Origin of the sequence: Bradyrhizobium sp. UNPA324 (genome assembly GCF_006658635.1) — a bacterium.
In the GTDB taxonomy this organism is placed as follows: domain Bacteria; phylum Pseudomonadota; class Alphaproteobacteria; order Rhizobiales; family Xanthobacteraceae; genus Bradyrhizobium; species Bradyrhizobium nanningense.
Genome location: NZ_LFJD01000004.1, coordinates 7,174,283 through 7,194,888 on the forward strand (window position 1 = coordinate 7,174,283; position 20,606 = coordinate 7,194,888).

24 protein-coding genes are annotated in these 20,606 nt (G+C 65.5%); 12 read left to right on the forward strand and 12 right to left on the reverse strand.

The window, feature by feature from the left end:
• Nucleotides 1-2: 2 nt before the first annotated feature.
• Entirely contained in the window at nucleotides 3-419 is a 417-nt protein-coding gene (gene arfB / locus UNPA324_RS34405) for an alternative ribosome rescue aminoacyl-tRNA hydrolase ArfB (protein WP_128921574.1), read from the forward strand.
• Between the two features lie 55 nt (nucleotides 420-474).
• On the opposite strand, the gene UNPA324_RS34410 is transcribed toward arfB, so the two are convergent.
• Nucleotides 475-891: a hypothetical protein gene (locus tag UNPA324_RS34410; RefSeq protein WP_246667278.1), complete on the reverse strand. Its 417-nt coding sequence runs from the start codon at nucleotides 889-891 to the stop codon at nucleotides 475-477.
• A gap of 200 nt (nucleotides 892-1,091) precedes the next feature.
• Here UNPA324_RS34410 and UNPA324_RS34415 point away from each other — a divergent pair, with 200 nt between their 5' ends.
• From UNPA324_RS34415 to UNPA324_RS34430, 4 genes are read left to right on the forward strand one after another with little or no spacing between them, the layout of a single operon-like run.
• Entirely contained in the window at nucleotides 1,092-1,478 is a 387-nt protein-coding gene (locus UNPA324_RS34415; protein WP_141939183.1) for a c-type cytochrome, read from the forward strand.
• The gene (locus tag UNPA324_RS34420; protein WP_128921575.1) at nucleotides 1,479-1,874 is read left to right on the forward strand and encodes a VOC family protein; all 396 of its coding nucleotides are present in this window, start codon (nucleotides 1,479-1,481) and stop codon (nucleotides 1,872-1,874) included.
• Nucleotides 1,875-1,902: 28 nt separating this feature from the next.
• Complete coding sequence (locus UNPA324_RS34425) at nucleotides 1,903-2,451, forward strand: gluconate 2-dehydrogenase subunit 3 family protein (RefSeq protein WP_128921576.1); 549 nt, start codon at nucleotides 1,903-1,905, stop codon at nucleotides 2,449-2,451.
• Nucleotides 2,452-2,481: 30 nt separating this feature from the next.
• Nucleotides 2,482-4,050: a GMC family oxidoreductase gene (locus tag UNPA324_RS34430; protein ID WP_128921577.1), complete on the forward strand. Its 1,569-nt coding sequence runs from the start codon at nucleotides 2,482-2,484 to the stop codon at nucleotides 4,048-4,050.
• A gap of 108 nt (nucleotides 4,051-4,158) precedes the next feature.
• Here UNPA324_RS34430 and UNPA324_RS34435 read toward each other — a convergent pair whose 3' ends face one another.
• Nucleotides 4,159-4,476 carry a ribbon-helix-helix domain-containing protein gene (locus UNPA324_RS34435; RefSeq protein WP_141938495.1) on the reverse strand — a complete coding sequence of 106 codons (318 nt, stop codon included), beginning with the start codon at nucleotides 4,474-4,476 and terminating at the stop codon, nucleotides 4,159-4,161.
• Between the two features lie 253 nt (nucleotides 4,477-4,729).
• Between UNPA324_RS34435 and mutL the strand changes: the two genes are divergently transcribed.
• Nucleotides 4,730-6,544: a DNA mismatch repair endonuclease MutL gene (mutL, locus tag UNPA324_RS34440; protein WP_141938497.1), complete on the forward strand. Its 1,815-nt coding sequence runs from the start codon at nucleotides 4,730-4,732 to the stop codon at nucleotides 6,542-6,544.
• Nucleotides 6,545-6,761: 217 nt separating this feature from the next.
• Here the strand turns inward: mutL and rsmD are convergent, their stop codons facing one another.
• Together rsmD and UNPA324_RS34450 are read right to left on the reverse strand one after the other, a co-directional pair.
• The gene (rsmD, locus tag UNPA324_RS34445; RefSeq protein ID WP_141938499.1) at nucleotides 6,762-7,319 is read right to left on the reverse strand and encodes a 16S rRNA (guanine(966)-N(2))-methyltransferase RsmD; all 558 of its coding nucleotides are present in this window, start codon (nucleotides 7,317-7,319) and stop codon (nucleotides 6,762-6,764) included.
• 2 nt (nucleotides 7,320-7,321) lie between these two features.
• Complete coding sequence (locus tag UNPA324_RS34450) at nucleotides 7,322-9,391, reverse strand: pseudouridine synthase (RefSeq protein ID WP_181769623.1); 2,070 nt, start codon at nucleotides 9,389-9,391, stop codon at nucleotides 7,322-7,324.
• 120 nt (nucleotides 9,392-9,511) lie between these two features.
• Here UNPA324_RS34450 and UNPA324_RS34455 point away from each other — a divergent pair, with 120 nt between their 5' ends.
• The gene (locus tag UNPA324_RS34455; RefSeq protein ID WP_011090228.1) at nucleotides 9,512-9,970 is read left to right on the forward strand and encodes a nucleoside deaminase; all 459 of its coding nucleotides are present in this window, start codon (nucleotides 9,512-9,514) and stop codon (nucleotides 9,968-9,970) included.
• A 165-nt stretch (nucleotides 9,971-10,135) separates the two neighbouring features.
• Here UNPA324_RS34455 and UNPA324_RS34460 read toward each other — a convergent pair whose 3' ends face one another.
• From UNPA324_RS34460 to UNPA324_RS34480, 5 genes are all read right to left on the reverse strand, one after another.
• On the reverse strand, nucleotides 10,136-11,038 hold the full coding sequence (locus UNPA324_RS34460) for an alpha/beta fold hydrolase (RefSeq protein ID WP_141938501.1): 903 nt from the start codon (nucleotides 11,036-11,038) through the stop codon (nucleotides 10,136-10,138).
• A 209-nt stretch (nucleotides 11,039-11,247) separates the two neighbouring features.
• On the reverse strand, nucleotides 11,248-12,531 hold the full coding sequence (gene purD, locus UNPA324_RS34465) for a phosphoribosylamine--glycine ligase (protein ID WP_141938502.1): 1,284 nt from the start codon (nucleotides 12,529-12,531) through the stop codon (nucleotides 11,248-11,250).
• 140 nt (nucleotides 12,532-12,671) lie between these two features.
• Nucleotides 12,672-12,974 (reverse strand): winged helix-turn-helix domain-containing protein, encoded by a 303-nt coding sequence (locus UNPA324_RS34470; protein ID WP_128921584.1) that lies wholly within the window; start codon nucleotides 12,972-12,974, stop codon nucleotides 12,672-12,674.
• 4 nt (nucleotides 12,975-12,978) lie between these two features.
• Nucleotides 12,979-13,533 (reverse strand): hypothetical protein, encoded by a 555-nt coding sequence (locus UNPA324_RS34475; protein WP_128921585.1) that lies wholly within the window; start codon nucleotides 13,531-13,533, stop codon nucleotides 12,979-12,981.
• A gap of 10 nt (nucleotides 13,534-13,543) precedes the next feature.
• Nucleotides 13,544-14,134 carry an inner membrane-spanning protein YciB gene (locus UNPA324_RS34480; protein WP_141938503.1) on the reverse strand — a complete coding sequence of 197 codons (591 nt, stop codon included), beginning with the start codon at nucleotides 14,132-14,134 and terminating at the stop codon, nucleotides 13,544-13,546.
• A 158-nt stretch (nucleotides 14,135-14,292) separates the two neighbouring features.
• Between UNPA324_RS34480 and xseA the strand changes: the two genes are divergently transcribed.
• A complete protein-coding gene (gene xseA / locus UNPA324_RS34485) occupies nucleotides 14,293-15,933 on the forward strand; it encodes an exodeoxyribonuclease VII large subunit (protein WP_141938504.1) in 1,641 nt (546 codons plus the stop codon).
• 196 nt (nucleotides 15,934-16,129) lie between these two features.
• Here xseA and UNPA324_RS35525 read toward each other — a convergent pair whose 3' ends face one another.
• Together UNPA324_RS35525 and UNPA324_RS34495 are read right to left on the reverse strand one after the other, a co-directional pair.
• On the reverse strand, nucleotides 16,130-16,276 hold the full coding sequence (locus UNPA324_RS35525; protein ID WP_164936516.1) for a hypothetical protein: 147 nt from the start codon (nucleotides 16,274-16,276) through the stop codon (nucleotides 16,130-16,132).
• Nucleotides 16,277-16,490: 214 nt separating this feature from the next.
• The gene (locus UNPA324_RS34495; RefSeq protein WP_141938505.1) at nucleotides 16,491-17,315 is read right to left on the reverse strand and encodes a dienelactone hydrolase family protein; all 825 of its coding nucleotides are present in this window, start codon (nucleotides 17,313-17,315) and stop codon (nucleotides 16,491-16,493) included.
• 209 nt (nucleotides 17,316-17,524) lie between these two features.
• Between UNPA324_RS34495 and UNPA324_RS34500 the strand changes: the two genes are divergently transcribed.
• Nucleotides 17,525-17,755, forward strand: a complete 231-nt coding sequence (locus UNPA324_RS34500) for a DUF2093 domain-containing protein (RefSeq protein ID WP_128921590.1) — start codon at nucleotides 17,525-17,527, stop codon at nucleotides 17,753-17,755.
• Nucleotides 17,756-17,777: 22 nt separating this feature from the next.
• Here UNPA324_RS34500 and UNPA324_RS34505 read toward each other — a convergent pair whose 3' ends face one another.
• Nucleotides 17,778-18,089 (reverse strand): hypothetical protein, encoded by a 312-nt coding sequence (locus UNPA324_RS34505; RefSeq protein WP_141938506.1) that lies wholly within the window; start codon nucleotides 18,087-18,089, stop codon nucleotides 17,778-17,780.
• A gap of 284 nt (nucleotides 18,090-18,373) precedes the next feature.
• Here UNPA324_RS34505 and UNPA324_RS34510 point away from each other — a divergent pair, with 284 nt between their 5' ends.
• Genes UNPA324_RS34510 through UNPA324_RS34520 form a run of 3 tightly spaced genes read left to right on the forward strand, consistent with a single transcriptional unit; the run spans nucleotide 18,374 to nucleotide 20,459 of the window.
• The gene (locus UNPA324_RS34510) at nucleotides 18,374-19,570 is read left to right on the forward strand and encodes a pilus assembly protein TadG-related protein (RefSeq protein WP_246667279.1); all 1,197 of its coding nucleotides are present in this window, start codon (nucleotides 18,374-18,376) and stop codon (nucleotides 19,568-19,570) included.
• 50 nt (nucleotides 19,571-19,620) lie between these two features.
• A complete protein-coding gene (locus UNPA324_RS34515; RefSeq protein ID WP_283810301.1) occupies nucleotides 19,621-20,085 on the forward strand; it encodes a TadE/TadG family type IV pilus assembly protein in 465 nt (154 codons plus the stop codon).
• Complete coding sequence (locus tag UNPA324_RS34520) at nucleotides 20,082-20,459, forward strand: TadE/TadG family type IV pilus assembly protein (RefSeq protein WP_245471761.1); 378 nt, start codon at nucleotides 20,082-20,084, stop codon at nucleotides 20,457-20,459. Before UNPA324_RS34515 ends, UNPA324_RS34520 begins: the two co-directional genes overlap by 4 nt.
• The last annotated feature ends 147 nt before the right edge of the window (nucleotides 20,460-20,606 follow it).

Here is a 20,606-nt window from a genome sequence, read left to right on the forward strand (position 1 = left end):
TCATGCTGCGGATATCCCGCGATCTCGTCATCGACGAGGACGACATCGAGATCGGTTTTGTCCGCGCCTCCGGCCCGGGCGGGCAGAACGTCAACAAGGTCGCGACTTCGGCCCAGCTTCGCTTCGACACGCGCAAGCTGACTTTGCCGGAGGACGCGGCCCTCCGGCTCGCCCGCATCGCCGGCCAGCGCATGACCAAGGACGGCGTGATCGTGATCCACGCCCAGCGCTTCCGCACCCAGGAGCGCAATCGACAGGACGCCATCGACCGGCTGGTCGAGATCCTGAGCGAAGCCATGATACGGCCGAAGCCGCGGCGCGCGACAAAGCCGACTTTCGGCTCCAAGCAGCGCCGGCTCGAGGGCAAGAAGCGCCGCAGCGACGTCAAGGCCGGCCGCGGCGGGCGCTTCGAGGACTAGCAGGCGCAGCCAATAAAACTCCGGCCGCCAAGCGGCCGAAGTTCTGCCGGCGGGACTAGTAACGCTTGGATGGAGCTGCACCGCCTGTCGTGGAATCGTCGGCAGTTCCCTTGTGCGTAGCGCTGCCCGTGGTGCCGACCGCGCCTTTGGTGCCTTTGGTTGACTTCATGCCGGTCTTCTCGCCCGCGGCGCCCGGCTGAGCATTCATCTCCTCATCGCCGCTGCCCATCGTGCTGCTTTGCATGGGTTTGCCTTGCACGGTGCCGCCTGGCTTTGCGGTGGGGGGTGCGCTTTGCGCAAGAACGGGCGTCGCAACGAGAGCCGAAAGAGCGCATGCGATCATCGAGGTCTTCACCAACTTCATCCATTTCTCCTGGATTTTTCCGCGGTGCATGGTTCGGCCGTTCCCGACGCCGCTCGTCTGCACCGGACCACTGCATCGCGTCGAGAGTTCGAACGGCGCGAACGCCATGCAATGCGCATCGTGTGGTGATCGTTTAGGGATTTGACGGCGGTTTCGCGGAATTGTGCTCCGCATATAAGGCAGCGTGGAACACCACGTACCGCGAGCAACTCCGCTCGTCGCAAAACAGCCCGCTACTACCACCGCCCATCTAACGCCGCCTAGAGTTTGCGCACTCTGGTGTTGATGTGGATGGGCGGCTCCTGACGATGCGCGGGATCGTGCTGGGATTGTGCACCGCGATGGTGCTGGTGGTGCGGATGGCAGACGCGCAAATGCCCTTGCCGGCCGCAAAGCCGCCGGATGGCGCGACACTCTTCAAGCAGCAATGCGCGGTGTGCCACACGTTGAGCCTGTCCGAACCGATGCGGCAAGGGCCGCCGCTGGTGAAGGTCATGGGACGTCCCGCCGGCAAGGCCGAAGGCTTCAAATACTCAGAGGCTCTGTCGAAGGCCGACTTCGCCTGGGACGATGGCAGGCTCGACGCCTGGCTGACCAATCCGCAGGCCGTCATTCCCGGCGTGGTCATGGCCTACCGGCAGGCCAAGGCGGAGACGCGCGCCGCCATCATCGCTTACCTGAAGGAGCAGAACTGAATGGCAAAGCCCGTTCATTCCATGATCCGCGTGCTCGACGAGGCACGTTCGCTCGACTTCTACAAGCGCGCCTTCGGCCTCGAGGTCGCCGACCACCTGAAGTTCTCGGACTTTGCCCTGATCTATCTGCGTCACCCCTCCTCACCGTTCGAGGTCGAGCTGACGGTGAATTTCGATCGCAAACAGCCATATGCGCTCGGCGACGGCTACGGCCATCTCGCCGTCGTGGTCGAGGATCTCGACGCCGAACATGCGCGCTTCGAGCGCGAGAAGCTCGAACCGGGGCCATTACGCGACTTCAAGCACGACGGCAGGACGCTGGCGCGCTTCTTCTTCGTCAGTGATCCCGATGGCTACAGGATCGAGGTGATCCAGCGGGGCGGACGTTTCAACTAACCAATCAAAAAATCCACGGAGGAATGCCATGCGAGAAGTCGATCGTCGAAGCAAGCACAGCCGCCGCGTCTTTCTCAAGGGCGCAGCCACGGCTGTACCAGTCGTCGCTGTCGCGACCAGCGCCGCCGTCAGGATCGAGGATGCCTGGGCCGAGGATGCCAGCGCACTCTCGCCTGCGACGATGAAGACACTGCTGAAGGTCGCGCGCGACATCTATCCGCACGATGTCCTCGGCGACAGCTATTACATCACCGCGATCAAGCCGTGGGACGGCAAGGCGGCCAAGGACCCGTCCGTCAAATCGCTGATCAGCGACGGCATCGCGCGGCTCGACCAGAACGCGCGGGACCGCCACAAGGTGGCCTATGCCGAGGTGCCCTGGGAAGCCGACCGCGTCGTGCTCTTGAAAGAGATCGAGGGAAGCGACTTCTTCCAGAAGGTGCGCGGCGACCTCATCGTCTCGCTCTACAACCAGAAAGAGGTCTGGCCGCGGTTCGGCTACGAGGGCTCTTCGGCCGAGCACGGCGGCTACATCAACCGTGGCTTCGCCGACATCGACTGGCTACCGAAGGCTTGAGACCCACCCCAACGGTTCAGGAGAACGCATATGGCAAAATTCGATCTGAACGACTCCAGCGTTGTGGTGATCGTCGGCTCCGGTGCCGGCGGCGGCACGCTGGGCAACGAGCTCGCGCAGAAGGGCGTCAAGGTGGTCATTCTCGAAGCAGGCCCCCGCATCGAGAACCACGACTTCGTCAACGACGAGTGGGAGAGCTTCTCGCAGCTCGCCTGGACCGATGCGCGCACCACGTCAGGGACATGGCGCGTCGCCAAGGATTTCTCCGGCCTTCCCGCCTGGATCGTCAAGGCGGTCGGCGGCTCGACGACCCATTGGGCCGGCGCGTCGCTGCGTTTCGACGAGCACGAGTTCAAGGTGAAGACCACCTATGGCAACATCCCCGGCGCCAATTTGCTCGACTGGCCGGTGACGCTCGCGGAGATGGAGCCGTGGTACGCCAAGGCCGAGGACAAGATGGGCGTGACCCGCACCAACGGCATTCCCGGACTTCCCGGCAACAACAATTTCAAGGTGCTCGAGGCCGGCGCCAAGAAGCTCGGCTACAAGACCGTGCACACCGGCAACATGGCGATCAACAGCCAACCGCGCGACGGACGCGGCGCCTGCCAGCAGATCGGCTTCTGCTTCCAGGGCTGCAAATCCGGCGCGAAATGGTCGACGCTCTATACCGAGATCCCCAAGGGCGAGGCGACCGGCAATCTCGAGGTGCGGCCGAGCAGCATGGCGATCAAGATCGAGCATGATGCCGGCGGCAAGGTGACCGGCGTCGTCTATGCCGACGCGAGCGGCGCAATGCAGCGCCAGAAGGCGCGCATCGTCGCGGTCGCCGGCAACTCGATCGAGAGCCCGCGGCTGCTGCTCAACAGCGCCTCGACCATGTTCCCCGACGGCCTCGCCAACTCCAGCGGCCAGGTCGGCCGCAACTACATGCGCCACATGACCGGCAGCGTCTACGCCGTGTTCGAGAAATCGGTGCACATGTATCGCGGCACCACCATGGCCGGCATCATCCGCGACGAGGCGGCCAACAACCCGAAGCGCGGCTTCGTCGGCGGCTACGAGATGGAGACGCTGTCGATCGGACTGCCGTTCATGGCGGCATTCCTCAATCCCGGCGCCTGGGGACGTCCGTTCACGTCAGCGCTCGACGGCTATCCCAGGATGGCCGGCATGTGGCTGGTCGGCGAGGACATGCCGCAGGAGACCAACCGCATCACGCTCGACCCGGTCGTGAAGGACAAGTTCGGCCAGCCGGTCGCGAGCGTGCATTTCGACGATCATCCCAACGACATCGCGATGCGCACCCACGCCTACAAGCAGGGTGCTGCGGTCTATGACGCCGTCGGCGCCACCGTGACTTATCCGACACCGCCCTATCCGAGCACGCACAATCTCGGCACCAACAGGATGAGCGAGAAGCCGCGCGACGGCGTCGTCAACAAGTTCGGCCAGAGCCACGACGTCAAGAACCTGTTCGTCTCAGACGGCAGCCAGTTCACCAGCGGCGCGGCCTGCAATCCGACGCTGACCATCGTCGCGCTGGCGATCAGGCAGGCGGACTACATTGCCGGGGCGATGCAGAAGAGGGAGATTTGACCTCACGTTTGCGATCGCGCCCGCCGGGACGGCATTGAGGAGGAATTGCCTATCCACACTCAGGGTGTCGTCCCGGCGTTCGCCGGGCCGACATCGAGAGTGAAGCAACTACTCGGCCGCGTCGAGAATGGGCGCTACCGTGGCCTTGAACTCCTGCGCTGACGCCGTCGACTTCGCGCGGTAGATCAAGCACGAGCAGCGCAGCAGCGAAGCAAAGTTGTTGACCTCACCGTGATGGTCGAGCACCTCGTTATAGAGCGTGGTCAGGAACTTGCCGAGGCTCATGCTCTCCCTGGCCGCGATCTCCTCCAGCGTGTCCCAGAACGCCATTTCCAGCCGGATCGAGGTGCAATGGCCGTCGATCCGCAACGAGCGGGTCTGGGATTCGTAGTCGCGTTGCGGCTGATGCGCGAAGAGATGGCACATGGCGTCCTCCCGTCCTGTTGCCATTTTTTCACAATGCTACACCGCTGCCCGGCGCCTCACAATCACGACCACAACGGGCGGGTGGCCCCACCAGCGCTGCGAAGATTTTCTCGAACGCTCAATGTCTTCAATGTGATAGGAAGCCTTCTTCCCCAGCCCACAACGCGGCTGTTGCTCAACACATGCTTTTGACGCAACAGGGCCTAGAATAGCGTCACCTACGAATCCCCGTTCGAGCCCCAAGATCGAGTTCATGCCCGTCCGCCAGCTTCCAGAGCAAGTCGTCAACCGCATCGCCGCCGGCGAGGTGGTCGAGCGGCCCGCGAGCGTGGTCAAGGAACTGGTCGAGAACGCGATCGATGCCGGCGCGAGCCGGATCGACGTCTTCACCGACGGCGGCGGGCGGCGGCGAATCGGCATCACCGATGACGGCGGCGGCATGACCGCGAAAGACCTCGCGCTCGCGGTCGAGCGCCATGCGACCTCCAAGCTCGACGACGAGGATCTGCTCCAGATCCGCACCCTCGGCTTCCGCGGTGAGGCGCTGCCCTCGATCGGCTCCGTCGCGCGGCTCTCCATCACCACACGCCATGCCAGCGAGCCGCATGCCTGGGCGCTGACCGTCGAGGGCGGCGCGAAGTCCGAGATCATGCCGGCGGCGCTGGCGCACGGCACCCGCGTCGAGGTTGGCGACCTCTTCTATGCGACGCCGGCGCGGCTGAAGTTCTTGAAGACCGATCGCACCGAAGCCGAGGCGATCCGCGAGGTGGTGCGCCGCCTCGCCATGGCGCGGCCCGATATTGCCTTCACGCTGGCGGGCGAGGAGCGCGCGCCGGTGACCTGGGCCGCGGCGCTGCCCGGCGCTGCTGGACGGCTGACCCGCCTCGGCGACATCCTGGGCGCCGAGTTTCGCAGCCACGCCATCGAGGTTCATTCCGAGCGCGAGGGTGTCGTCGTCGCCGGCTATGCCGCAGCGCCCGCGCTCACCAAGGCCAATGCACTCGGGCAATATCTCTTCGTCAACGGCCGCCCGGTGCGCGACAAGCTGATCCTCGGCGCGGTGCGCGCCGCCTATTCCGACTATCTGCCGCGTGACCGCCATCCGGTGCTGGCGCTGTTCGTCACGCTCGATCCGCGCGAGGTCGACGCCAACGTGCATCCCGCCAAGACCGAGGTGCGGTTCCGCAATGCCGGTCTCGTCCGCGCGCTGATCGTGCACGGATTGAAGGAAGCGCTGGCGCGCGAGGGCCGTCGCACCGCCGCCAACAGCGGCGAGAGCGCCTTGTCTTCGTTCCGGCCCGCCTTCATGCCGCAACGTCCGGCGAGCTGGGACTGGCGGGCCTCGCCCGCCGCCCCCGTCGCGCCGATGCCGTCATTCGAGGGCGCCGCCGCGCCCACGTTCGCGGAGCGTGCACAGGCCGCATTCGACGTCGGTGCGCCCAGCGCGGACGTGCGGATCGAGACCCAGCCAGCAGGCGATCTCGTCGACCGCCCGCTCGGCGCGGCGCGCACCCAGATCCACGAGACCTATATCGTCTCGCAAACCCGTGACGGCCTCATCATCGTCGACCAGCACGCCGCGCATGAGCGCATCGTCTACGAGCGGTTGAAGGCCTCGCTGGCCGCGAACGGCGTGCAGCGGCAGATCCTCCTCATTCCCGAGATCGTCGAGATGGACGAGGCGACGGTCGAGCGCCTCCTGGAGCGCAGCGAGGAACTCGCCTCGTTCGGCCTCGCCATCGAATCCTTCGGCCCCGGCGCAGTCGCGGTGCGCGAGACGCCCTCGCTGCTCGGCAAGACCAATGCGGGCGGCCTCTTGCGCGATCTCTCCGAGCACATGGCCGAATGGGACGAGGCGCTTCCTCTCGAACGCCGCCTGATGCACGTCGCGGCCACCATGGCCTGCCACGGCTCGGTGCGCGCCGGCCGAAGGCTGCGGCCCGAGGAAATGAACGCCCTGCTCCGCGAGATGGAGGAGACGCCCAACTCCGGCCAGTGCAATCACGGCCGGCCGACCTATGTGGAGCTGAAGCTGAGCGATGTGGAGAAGCTGTTCGGGCGAAGGTGACCCGAAGCTCTCGTAGGTTGGGCAAAGGCGCAAAGCGCCGTGCCCACGATCTTTCCATGATTACGATAGAAGCGGTGGGCACGGCGCGCGAAGAGCGCGCCTTTGCCCACCCTACGGCAGCGAGACTGTTCGGCCAGCGATGAGCTTCGTAGGGCGGGTTAGCGCAGCGTAACCCGCCTCTTCTGCGTCTGCCGAGACGATGGCGGATTACGCTGCGCTAATCCGCCCTACGCAAAAACACGAATTCCGTGTCGTCATAAGCCCGCCGCTCTAGTTCTTCGTAGCCGTCCGGCGTCACGAACTGCGCGGCTTTCGCTTCCTCCACCACCAGCAGCGCGCCCGGCGTCAGCCAGCCGCCATCGCGCAAGCTCGCGAGCGCCTTCTCCGCAAAGCCCTTGCCATAGGGCGGATCGAGGAACACCAGCGAGAACGGCTCGACGGGATGCGCAGGCCCGAGATCGGTCGCGTCGCGCCGATAGACCTTGGTGACGCCACCCAGGCCCAGCGACTCGACATTGTTGCGCAGCAGAGCCCGCGCTTCCGCGCCATTGTCGACGAACAGCGTGAACTTCGCGCAGCGTGACGAGGCCTCGATGCCGAGCGCGCCGGTGCCGGCGAAGAGATCGAGCACGCGCGCATCGGCAATCGGATCGTCATAGGCATGCACGAGGATGTTGAACACGGACTCGCGCAAGCGGTCCGCCGTCGGGCGGATGTCGCGCGAGGACGGCGAGGCGAGATTGCGCCCCTTCAAGCGACCGCCGACGACGCGCAACGCTAGTCCTCCCGCGGCGTCAGATCGCGCTTGCCGTGATAGCCGCGCTTGGGACGGCGCGGCGGGCCGTAGCCGCTGGCCTCTTCCTCGTTGCGCTCGCGCGCCTCCTCGCTCCCGGTGCGCTGCACCAGCACGCGGCGGCCCTTGCGGTCGTTGATCACGGCACGCTTGCTAACGGGCTTCGTCTCGCGCGGTGCATCGTCATCTCGCGCTGCCGGCTTCGCAGGCACGTCGAACTGCGCCCCCGACTTCTCGATCACCTTATCGCCGAGCTGCTCGCGCAGCACCCGCGACTTGATCTCCTCGACCTGGCCTTCAGGAACCTCGCCGAGCTGGAACGGGCCATAGGAGACGCGGATCAGCCGGTTCACCTCGAGCCCGAGATGGGCGCAGACGTTGCGCACCTCGCGGTTCTTGCCCTCGCGGATCGCGAACACCAGCCAGACATTGGCGCCCTGATCGCGCTCCAGCGTCGCATCGATCGGACCGTATTTGACGCCCTCGATCTCGATGCCATTCTTGAGCTCGTCGAGCTGCGCCTGGGTAACGTCGCCATGGGCGCGAACGCGGTAGCGGCGCAGCCAGCCGGTATCCGGCAGCTCGAGCGTGCGCGCAAGCCCGCCGTCATTGGTGAGCAGCAAGAGGCCTTCGGTATTGAAATCGAGCCGGCCGACACTGATCAGCCGCGGCAGGCCTTCCGGCAGATTGTCGAACACGGTCGGACGCCCCTCGGGGTCGTCATGCGTGGTCATCAGTCCGCGCGGCTTGTGATAGAGGAACAGCCGCGTGCGCTCGCGCTCCGGCAACGGCTTGCCGTCGACCATGACGACGTCGTTCTTCGTGATGTCCAGCGCGGGCGAGTTGATCACCCGGCCGTTGACCGTGACGCGGCCCTGCGTGACCATCTCCTCGGCGTCGCGGCGCGAAGCCAGGCCCGCGCGCGCCAGCACTTTGGCGATGCGCTCGCCGGCCTTCTTCGGCTTCGGCTCTTCTTCGCGGCGCGGCCGCCGGTCGAAATCCCGATCGCGCTCGCGATAGGCACCACGACCGCCGAAGGCGGGACGTTTCTCGAAGATCCTGCTGTCGTCCTCGTTTTCACGGCGCGGCCGATCGCCGAAACGGCCTTCGCTGCGCGGATGCTCGTGCCAATCGGAACGGCCTTCCGACCGCTCGCGCGGCCGATCGAATTTCGGCCGGTCACCGCCACGCCCTCCGCGGTCGCCATCGCCATCACGACGGGGCCGATCGAATTTTGGACGATCCTCGCGCGGCCGATCGAATTTGGGCCGCTCACGGAACGGGCGATCCCCCGATGCGCGATCGTCGCGTGAGCGCGAGAACCGCGGACGGTCCTCGCCGCCTTGCCGATCATCGCGCTTCTGCCAGGGCTTGTCCTCGCCGCGGTCGCGGCCACCGAAATCCTTGCGCGGACCTTTGCCAAAATCCTTGCGCGGCGGCCGATCGCCGCGCGGAGCCGCGTCGCGCTTCTGCCAGGGCTTCGAATCGCCACGCTCGCCACGATCTCCGCCGCGCGAAAACTTCCGCTCGCCTTCGAACGGGCGCTCCGGACGGTCGCCGCGCGGCGAATACGGCCGCTTGTCGCCGAACTTCTTGTCGCCGAACCGTCCGGCGGGACGGGACTCGTCGCGATCACGGCTGCGCGGCGGACGGTCGTCACGGCCATACGACGGCCGGTCACCGCGCGGCTTGAATGCGCGCTTCTCACCGTCGCGCGATCCACGATCGGAAAATGGACGGTCGCCGCGCGGCTTGAAGCTCCGCTCGCCGCGGCCTTCATTGCTGCGATCGTCGCGCTTGAAGCGCGGACGGTCGGAAAAATCGCGGCGCGGGGCATCGCCCTCCTCGCGGCGCCGGAACGGACGGCTGTCGCGATCGCCACGGGGCGGGCGGCTGTCACGGTCCCCCCTTCCCTCGCTCTTGCCCTCAAAACCGCGCTTGGCGAACTTCTTCTCGGGACCGCGCGCCTTGCCGCTACGGCCGCCCTTCGCCGGTCCCTTGGCCGGGCCTCGCCGGCCGCGGGAATCGTTGTCTTTGTCGCTGTCGCGAGGCATGGATAATCTCACTCAAGGGGGTGGCCGTTGAGCATTGTGCGCGCTCGTTCCGAGCCGCATGCTCAGGCAAAACCGGTAAGCACTTCTGCTGAAGGCGCAGCTACTAGCAGGTTTCTGGCGATGATACGAGGCTTGAAAGCCCCCTCTTTCATGGATTTGGCGCTCAAAACGGCCGAAAATGCCGGAAAGGCGGGCGAAGTTCCGATCGGCTGCGTGGTAGTCCGCAATTACGAGGTCATCGCCACCGCGGCGAACCGGACGCTGACCGACTACGACCCGACGGCCCATGCCGAAATCGTCGCGCTGCGCGAAGCCGCAAAGAAGATCGGCAGCGAGCGCCTCGTCGACTGCGACCTCTACGTGACGCTGGAGCCCTGCACCATGTGTGCGGGCGCGATCTCGTTTGCAAGGGTGAGGCGGCTCTATTACGGCGCCGCCGACCCCAAGGGCGGCGCGGTCGAATCCGGCGTGCGGTTCTTTGCTTCCCCGACCTGCCACCACGCGCCGGACGTCTATTCCGGCGTCGGCGAGAGCGAGGCGGCGCGGCTGCTCAAGGAGTTCTTCCGGGAGCGGCGGTAGGGCTACACACTCCACCGTCATGCCCCGGCTTGACCGGGGCATCCAGTACGCCGCGGCCTATCGATCAATCACTGCCGTCACGGAGTACTGGATCGCCCGGTCCTAGTGCGCAATTGCGCACTGGCCGGGCGATGACAGTCGAGGGCGTGGTGTGGAGCGTGGCTCTCAAGCCGAGAAAAACTCCCGCAATGCCTTCGCTGTGACATCCGGATTCTCCTCCGTCAGGAAGTGGCCGGAATCCACGGGCATGCCGACGACGTTCGTCGCCCATTGCCGCCAGGTATCGAGCGGCGTCGCCGCGGCTTGCGCCACGCCGGCATTGCCCCACAGCGCCAGCATCGGAACGGTGATCTTCTTGCCGGCCTCGAAATCCGCCTTGTCGAGATCGTAGTCGAAATAGGCGCCGGCGCGATAGTCCTCGCACATCGCATGCACGCGGGCGGGATCGCGGAACGGGGCGATGTAGTGTTCGAGCGCCCGCTTGTCGATGGCATCTAACGTCCTCGACTTGGTCTGGCTCGCCATCTTGAAGCGCAGGAAGAACTCGCCTTGGCCAGCGATCAGCGTCTCCGGCAGCGGATGGGGCTGCGCCAGGAAGGTCCAGTGATAGATCTTCAGCGCGTAGGCGCGGTTCATCCGCTCCCAGTAATTATAGGTCGGCAGGATATCGAGCACCGCGAGCTTCGACAGCCGGCCGGGATGGTCGAGCGCGAGGCGGTAGGAAACGCGGCCGCCGCGGTCGTGGCCGGCGAGCGCGAAGTGCACGTGGCCGAGCCGCTCCATCACCTCGACCATGGCTTTGGCCATCGCGCGCTTGCTGTAGGGGATGTGCAGCGCATCGCTCTCGGGCATGTCGGACCAACCGTAGCCCGGCAGATCGGCGATGATCAGCGTGAAGGCGTCGGCGAGCTCAGGCGCCACGCGGTGCCACATCACGTTTGTCTCGGAGAAGCCGTGCAGGAGCAACAGCGGCGGTCCGCTGCCGCCGACGCGGGCGAAGACGCGGCCGAACGAGGTGTTGATCCATTCAGCTGCAAAACCCGGATAGAGGTCGGCGAGATCGGACATCTTGTTGCATCCTTATGTGGTCAGTCCAAAGGTCGTCCCGACACACAAAATGTCGAAAACAACCCCATGCACAGTAGCGGTATTATCTGCGGGGTACCTAACCCCAACAGCTGATTGCACATTCTGGAATGTCGATGTGGCGGCGCGGTGACACCAAAGCCTCGAGATTCCGGATCGGCGCGTTTTGGCGCGCCGTCCGGAATGACGAGCTAGCCCTTGGCCTTCTCCGCCTCCACCGCCTGCCAGCCGATGTCGCGGCGGCAGAAGCCTTCCGGCCAGTTGATGCGGTCAACGGCCTGGTAGGCGCGGCCTTGCGCTTCCGTCACGGTCGCCCCTAGCGCGCAGACATTGAGCACGCGGCCGCCATTGGCGAGGATCGCGCCGTCCTTGGCCACCGTGCCGGCGTGGAAGATCTCGACGGTCTCCACCTTGGCCGCGTCATCGAGCCCCTCGATGCGCGTGCCCTTCTGGTAGTCGCCGGGATAGCCCTTCGCCGCCATCACCACGGTGAGCGCGGAGTCTGGATGCCAGCGCAGATCGAAATGCTTCAGCTGCCCGTCGCAGGAGGCGAGCAGCGCCGGCACGATATCCGACATCATGCGCAGCATCAGCACCTGGCACTCGGGATCGCCGAAGCGGACGTTGAACTCGAACAGCTTTGGGCCCTGCGTCGTCAGCATGATCCCGGCATAGAGGATGCCGCGGAACGGCGTGCCGCGCTGCTTCATGCCTGATACCGTCGGCAGGACGATCTTCGCCATGATCGCGTCATGGATGGCAGGCGTGACCAGCGGCGTCGGCGAATAGGCGCCCATGCCGCCGGTGTTCGGGCCGACGTCGTGATCGAACACGCGCTTGTGGTCCTGCGCGGAGGCGAGCGGAATCGCCGTCTCGCCGTCGCACAGCGCGAAGAAGCTGATCTCGCGGCCCGGCAAAAATTCCTCGATCACGACCTCCGCGCCGGCCTCGCCAAAGGCGCCCTCGAACATCATGGCGATGGCGTCCTCGGCCTCGCGCACGGTCTTGGCGACGACGACGCCCTTGCCGGCGGCAAGGCCGTCGGCCTTCACGACGATCGGCGCGCCCTGGCTCTGCACATAGGCGCGGGCATCGGCGGCATTGGTGAAGCGCTTGTAGGCGCCGGTCGGAATGCCGAATTCGGTGCAGAGCGCCTTGGTGAACCCCTTGGAGCTTTCGAGCTGCGCCGCCACCTTGCTCGGCCCGAAGGCCTTGATCCCGGCAGCGGTGAGGTCGTCGACGATGCCGGCCGCCAGCGGCGTCTCCGGGCCGACCACCACGAGCTCGACCGCATTCGTCTTGCAGAAATCGATCACCGCGGCGTGGTCGGCCACATCCAGGCCTACGCATTCCGCCTCCTTCGCGATGCCGGCATTGCCGGGCGCGCACCAGAATTTGGTCACCAGGGGAGAGGCCGCGATCTTCCACGCCAGAGCATGTTCGCGGCCGCCGGAACCGAGCAGGAGAATGTGCATCGAAGGCTCGAAATGAGGGGTTTTGCTGGGGGCGGAGGTCGCACGAATCGGGGTGGGGCTCAAGGGGGACGGCCCGTACTCCCCCGTCATTCGGACGGCGCCCTTTGATGCCACGATTGCAAGAGCAGCAATCGGATGGCCTACCCCTGCCTCCCCGCAATAATCTCCTGCAACGTCGCCACGTGCCGAGCAAACGCCCCGCGCCCCGCCGCCGTTGCCGTCACCGTCGTCTGCGGCTTCTTCCCCACGAACGCCTTCTCCACCGACACGTACCCCGCCTTCGCCAGCGTCTCGATGTGCGCCCCGAGATTGCCGTCGGTGGCGCCGGTGAGTTTTTTCAGGCGGGAGAATTCGAGACCGGCGGCGGTGGCCGGCAGCGAATTCAGCGCCGCCATGATCTTCAGCCGCAGCGGCTGATGGATGATGTCGTCGAGTTCGGCCATGGCGCTAGCTTCGTCGCATCCAGAGGCCGCCGCCGATCAGCCCGACGCCATTGACGACGGCCATCCACGGCACGAAAGCGTCGCCGGCGACGAAGTAATAGCCGACCAGGGTCAACATCGTGATGCACACCGCGATTGCGACGAAGGCGTAGGCGAGCCAGAGCCCCGCAAGCGCATAGAACAGCATGAAATAGATGGTCCAGAATGCGCCCTGCTGCCGTGGCGAGAAATGTCCGAGGACCAGCGCGCAGAAATAGCCAAAGGCGATGCACAGCAGGAAGGCAACGAACATCCGCCGGTCGAAGCCGCGAACGCCCGTTTTGGCCTGCCTGGACGCGCTGATGGCAAACGATCCAGCAAGGCCGAGGACATAAACGGCGAGCCAGATGGGGTAGCCCTCGCGCGGCTGGAGCCAGGTGGCGATATTCCCGGCGAACACCAGGGCGCCCCAAAGGATCATCATCTGGCTTGCGATGTCGTAGACCCGCGATCGCCGTACGCGTTGGACCATATCGTCGATCTCGGCCAGCGCTTCCGATGCCTGCTTGCTGTCGATCATGGCAGCCCCCTCAACCCGGCATCGCCGCAACATCGCGCGGGCGTTCGCCGGCACGTCGGCGGCGCGCGACAGCAACGATGCGCATGACCGCGTAGCCGATCAGGAACATCGCGGCCTTGCTGACGATGCCATAGATCGACATCGCCGCCGACCAGGTCGCGACGTCGAAGTTGAGGGCCACGATCACGTTGAGCGCGGCAGAGAAGAACATCAGGCCCGACCAGGCGTAGCCGACAATGATCGCGACGTCAGGCACCAGCTCGATCGCGATCGGCGGCAGATAGCGGTTCATCCACCCCCGCTTCAGCATCACGATTCCGGCGACGACGTAGATGACGCTCGGCTTGATCATGACGAAACGTGGATCCGCGGTGATCAGCGTGACGGTGCCCGCGCCGAGCACCAGAAACAGGCTCATCCATTGCATGGTGTCGATCGGCTTGCGGCGTGCGAATTGCCAGCCGATCTGGGCGAGACCCAGCACCATTCCGAGCACCACCGACAGGGTCACGTTGTGGGTCAGCAGATAAAGCATGAGAAAGAACAGCGTCGCCGCCATGTCGAGCAGCAGCAATTTTCCGGCTTCGAACAGGTTTTTCATGGGTGCCTCCACGGCTTGCCGTCAGCGGGTCGCATCATCGCCGTGACACCCCCCTTCAACCTGGATCTAGAGAACTCTATAATACAGAGTACTCTCCCAGTCAATTACCGCATTGGCGCCGCGCCGCGAAAATCCTTAACGTCGGGTCTGACCCCAAAATGCCGAATCGTTTGCCGATGCCGCCTGCGGAACAACTTCACAACGCGCCCGAATTCACCGTCTCCGAGCTCTCGCAGTCCCTGAAGCGGACGGTGGAAGACACCTACGGCCATGTCCGGGTCCGCGGCGAGATCTCGGGATTCCGGGGCGCCCATTCCTCCGGCCATTGCTATTTCGCGCTCAAGGACGAGAGCGCCAAGATCGAGGCGGTGATCTGGAAGGGCGTGCACGGCCGGATGCGCTTCAAGCCCCAGGAAGGGCTCGAGGTCATCGCGACAGGCAAGCTCACGACCTATCCGGGCTCCTCGAAGTACCAGATCGTGATCGAGGCGCTGGAGCCGGCCGGCATCGGTGCGCTGATGGCGCTGATGGAGGAGCGCAAGAAGAAGCTCGCGGCCGAGGGCTTGTTCGACGAGGCGCGCAAACAGCTGCTGCCCTGGCTGCCTGACGTGATCGGCGTCGTGACCTCGCCGACCGGCGCCGTGATCCGCGACATCCTGCATCGGCTGGAGGACCGCTTCCCCCGCCGCGTGCTGGTGTGGCCGGTCAAGGTGCAGGGCGAAGGCTCGGCCGAGCAGGTCGCGGCCGCGATCCGCGGCTTCAACGCGCTGCCGGAGGGCGGCAGGATTCCCCGCCCCGACGTCCTGATCGTCGCGCGCGGCGGCGGCTCGCTGGAGGATCTCTGGTCGTTCAACGAGGAGATCGTGGTGCGGGCAGCGGCCGAAAGCATGATCCCGCTGATCTCGGCGGTCGGGCACGAGACCGACATCACGCTGATCGATTTCGTCGCCGACAAGCGCGCGCCGACGCCGACGGCGGCGGCCGAGATGGCGGTGCCGGTGCGCAGCGATCTGTTCGTCGAGGTCGGAGATCTCGGACGGCGCACCCGCGCCTATTGGCAGCGCGCCCAGGAGAGCCGCCGCAGCGAGCTCCGCGCCGCCGCGCGTGCGCTGCCGGCGGCCGGCGATCTCCTGGCCATCCCACGGCAGCGGCTGGATTCGGCGGGCGCCTCCCTGCCCCGCTGCCTCAAGGCCAACACGCACGCGCATTTCCGAAGGTTCACCGCCGCGAGCTCAAAGCTGACGCTGCGGGTGCTGCACGGCCAGATCGCACAGGCCGACCACCGGCTCACCGTGTGCGGCGAACGCCTCTGGCTCTCCGCGCGCTCGCTGTTGCGGCGTCGGCGCGACCGCTTTGCCGGGCTCGAGGTTCGCTTGCGCGCCTCAAAGCTTTCCAATGCGCAGGCGCAGCGCAACGCGATTGCCCGCCAGCGCGAGCGCACGCATCGCCTTAGCGAGCGCGCGGGCCGCGCGCTGGTCACGCTGATGCAGCGGTTAGAGGCTCGCGTCGAGAACAGCGGCAAGCTGCTCTCGGCCTTGTCCTATCGCAGCGTGCTCGCGCGCGGCTTTGTGCTGGTGCGGGATGAGGCGGGTCATCCGCTGCATGCGGCAGATGCGATCGGGCCGAATGCGCGGCTCGAGATCGAGTTTGCCGATGGACGTGTCGGCGCCACCGCAGATGCGGATCGCCCGACACCGGCGGCAAAGCGCACGCCGGCGCAACAGAAGCCGGCTGCGGCGGACGCAAAGCCCGCGCCGAAGCGCGTGGCCAAGCCGGTGGATCAGGGCAGTTTGTTCTGAGGCAACGACCGAGCGCTCCACCATCGGTGTCATTCCCCGCCTTGTGCGCAATTGCGCACTGGAGCGGGGAATCCAGTACGCCGCGGCTTCTCGGTAAACCACCGGCGTCTCGGCGTACTGGATCGCCCGGTCAAGCCGGGCGATGACACCGAATTTGTGGAACACGCGCAGCCCCAATCTCGTGGAGACAGCTCGCCTACCGGCAGGACAATCCCGCATCGATGGTGGTCCAGAAGCCGCAATGCTCCGGTGCGCGCTGTGGGGCGCCGGCGTGGGCCTCGTACAGGAAGATCGCGACGGTGAAGACGACGAGTGCGGAGAACAGGGGGATGCGGTTGCGCATGGAGATTGCGTTTAATCGACATCGTGGTCGAACTAAGGCGCCGTCACGCACTGAAACCGGCGCCGTGCGCGATCCGTAGATTCCCGGTCGGCCATCATGGTCCGTGCAGGGCGGTGGTCGATGCGGGGCTGTCCGCCTGAATTTGTTCCTCGGGCGGCCCCGCTTCCGCCTTCGCTTCTACCGAGCTACGGCGCGACAAGTCCGCTCACCCAAGCTACCGCGCCAGCCATTCCGCGACATCCTTCTGCGACTCCGCGCGCGCTTCTGCATCGGTGCCGAGATGGCCGCGCTCGGGCGCGGCGGCATCGTTGCTGCCGCCGGCTGCGTGCAGCGGCGTGTTGGCGCGGTCGAAATCGTGATAGGCGCCGGGATAGACCACGATGCGCGCGAGCGCGCTGCGGCCATGCGCGCCCTCGACCATCTGGCGGCAGGCGGGCGGAGACGAGACGTCGTCATCGGCGCCGATCAGCACCAGGGTAGGCACCCGCGTGCTCCAGCCGAGGCCGGCGGAAATCCGGCAGTCCGGATAGAAGGCGATCGCAGCGCGGAAATCGGGCGTCAGATCGCGCGCCCCGCTCTGCGGACGCACGGCCCAGAGCAGCGCGCTGGCGCCATTGGCCCAGCCCATCAGGCTGACGCGGTCGCGCGCCACCCAGCTCTGCTTCATCAACCAGGCCCGCGTCGCCGCGACGTCGGCGACGCGCTCACGTCGCGCCTTGACGTGCATCTCCTTGACGCGGCATTGCGGCCCGAGCTCGCGCGAGCCATAGCTGTCGGGCCACAGCACGGCGTTGCCGGCCTTGAGGAGGCGCTCGGCCCAGTCGCGATAACGCGGCAGCACGGCATCGGAATGGCTACCGAGCCCGCCGCAGCCATGCAGCGCGATCACGGTCGGAAACGGGCCTGCACCCTCGGGCTTGTAGAGCTGCGCATGCAGCACGCCCGAGGCCAGCGGAATATCGACCGGCTGCGGTGCCGGCGCGGCACGCGCGGCCGACATCGCTAGCGTCACGAACAGGGCGGTCAATCGAAGGCGCATCGGACTCTGCCGTATCAGTTGCCGGGCCGCGCGCGGCGCACCGGGATGATCCTTCGGGCGAGCATTATCACGCGGGAACGGCAGCAAAACATCACAAACCGGTGGGTTTACCGGGCGGACAAGGCGCCCTATCTATGCTACATCCCGTCCAACACATCGTGCCCTCCAGGGGTTTCCTTGGCAGCGGCCTTCCACGGAGACTTTCGACCGTGCTGAACAAGTTCGGCCCCTCGGGCCATGGCGAAGCGCAGGTGCAATATCTCGACGGCGATTTCCGCGTGATCTCGCCGGGGACCTTCGTGCGCTGCGCGATCACCGATGTGCGGATCCCGCTCGACGAGCTGAAGTACTGGAGCGTGGATCTGCAGGAGGCCTACGCCACCCCCTCCGCTGTCCTGCAGCGGCATTTTCCCGGCGCGCCGAAACCGCAGGAATCGTGATCGAGTCCGTGGCACCATTCGGCTATTGCGGCTCGGGAGCATCGCCGCCGACGCAGGTCTTGACGAAACTCCTCCTGGATTCACCGACGATCTTCTGATCGATCGCCTGCTTCAGGCAGTCGAGCCGCGCCTGCGCCAGGCAGAGCTGCAGCTGATCGCGCTTGTCCTGCCCTTTCAGGCTCGCCGTCGTGGCAAGGCACGTCACGCGCTTGGTCGCGGGAACCGGCACGGTGGCGGTCGGAGCGGCTGCAGGCGGTGCGGACGTCTGAGCATGGGCGGGCAAAACCGGCAGACACACGAGGCTGGCGGTAAGAATCGCGGACCGCAATTTCATCTGACTCTCCTGGACGCAGCTCTATCGATAGGAGCCTGGCCATGAATGTCGGCTGAATGTCCGCCGATACTTAAAATTGTCCTGCTTCCATTGGGGCGCATTTAATCCGGCCCGCATCACACTGCCTTCGGGAAAAAGTGGCAAGTGGGCAGGAACGCATGGACCTCCGGAGATCTTTCACCCGTTCGTTCGGTGCATCTTTGGGCTCAAAAGGTCGTGCTCGACGGCGCGACCGAACGATTCACCTGCTTGAACGGTTCGCCCGCGACGAGTCGGGCAGCTATGTGATCATTTCCGCGCTGCTCATGCCGGTCCTGGTCGGCACCGCCGGCCTCGGAACGGAAGTGGGCTGGTGGTACTACAAACACAAGAACATGCAGAGCGCGGCAGATTCCGGCGCAGTCAGCGCTGCGACAGCTGCGAGTGCAGGCGGCGACCCCTCATCCGAAGCCAATGCGGTGACGGCAAACTACGGCTACGCCAATGGGACGGGCAACGTCACGGTCACGGTGAACCAGCCCCCGAAGACCGGCAACAATGTATCGAATTCGCAGGCCATCGAAGTCATCGTGAGCCAGCCGCAGCAGCGGCTGCTGTCAGCTTTGTTCGGATCGGATTCCGTGCTCATCACCGCACGCTCGGTCGCCTTGCCGAATTCCGGGACAGGCTGCGTCCTCGCGCTCAACTCGGGCGCAAGTCCCGCTGTCAACGTCAGCGGTGGCAACCAGCTCAACCTGATCAAGTGCAACCTTTACAGCAACTCCAGCGCAAGCCCCTCGCTCAACGTCGCCGGCAGCGCCTCGGTCGCGGCAAACCAGGTCGGCGTGGTTGGCGATGTCTCTGGTTCGAGCAGCATCACCGCGACCAACGGGATCAAGACGCACGTCGCGGCCGTCGCCGATCCCTACGCCAACGTCTCTCCTCCCGCCAAGCCGAGCTGCACCAACGCCAAGATCACGGTCAACGCCAACGGAAAGACGAACTCGCTCGACCCAGGCTGCTACGCGGGCAGCATCACGGTCAATGCCGGCGCAGTCCTGAACCTGAATCCAGGCATCTATTATCTGGACGGGGCCAACTTGAGCGTCGCCGGAAACGCCACCATCACCGGCAGCGGCGTCACGCTGGTGTTTACAGGCTCGGGGAGCAACTGGGGGACCGCCTCGATCGGCAGCAACGCCACCATCGACCTGACGGCGCCGACCAGCGGCGCCACGAAGGGCATCGTCATGTACGGCGACCGCAACATGCCGGCCGGGACGGCCTTCAATCTCACCGGTGGCAGCACGCAGAATTTCGGCGGTGCCATCTACCTGCCAAAGGCCAACCTCAGCTTCAGTGGCGGCAACGGCACGAGCACATCCTGCACCAAGATCATCGCGGACACGCTGACGTTCAGCGGCACGTCGAACCTCCAGGTCAATTGTACCGCGCTCGGCACCGCGACGATAGGTTCACAAACCGCACAGCTCATCGAATGAGGCTTGGACCGATGCAAATCCAGAACCTCTCATCAAAGTATCGCCGTCGATTGCTTGGTTCTCTCGCGAGGCACGCGCGCGCTGCCGGCAGCGATCAACGGGGCGTCGCGGCTGCCGAATTCGGCATCCTGGTCCCGCTGCTGTCTCTGATGGTCGTTTCGGTTACGGACATCGGGCTTGCGCTCTATCGCAAGATGCAGGTCGAGAATGCCGCACAAGCGGGAGCCCAATACGCGATTGCGCGCGGCTTCGACGCCAGCGGCATTTCGAACGCCGTCGCAAGTGCCACCAATGCGACGAACATCACCGCTTCACCTCCGCCGGTCCAATTTTGCGGTTGTCCAACGAGTGCGGGAGTCAGCGCCGCCACCTGCGGAACGGTCTGCACCGGCGGTGCGCAGGCCGGAACATATACGACGGTCTCGGCGCGGGCGACGTATTATACGATCATCGATTACCAGGTCGTGGCGGCCACCTACACTTACACCGCGCAATCCACTGCGAGGTTGCAGTGAAACTCACGGCACTATGGCGCGACACTCGGGGTACGTCGGCGCTGGAATTTGCGCTGACCGCTCCCGTGTTCTTCCTTTTCATATTTGGCATCATCGAATGCGGACTGCTGTTCTGGACTCAGCTGGGAATCCAGCATGGCAGCGAAATGGCGGCGCGCTGCGCCACCGTCAACACCACGCTCTGCTCGAGCAGCAACACCATCACGAGCTACGCTGCCCAGCAGGCCTTCGGCCTCACGCTCCCCGCGGGGACGTTCACCTATTCCACGGCGACGTGTGGCAACCAGGTCAGCGCGAATTATTCGTTTGAGTTTCCGCAGATCCTCAACCTGTCCCCGATGACACTGACCGGCCGGGCATGCTTCCCGAGCTGAGACCGTACAACGGGCAGCTTTGCCGCCCCTGCTATCATCGCGCGCCGAATCGCGGCTCGCGCGCCTGATTTGCCAGCCTCACTACCGATGATCTCCGCCACGCCGCTCCGCGTTGCATCGAACAGCGCGTGCACTCAGTGGTTAGTC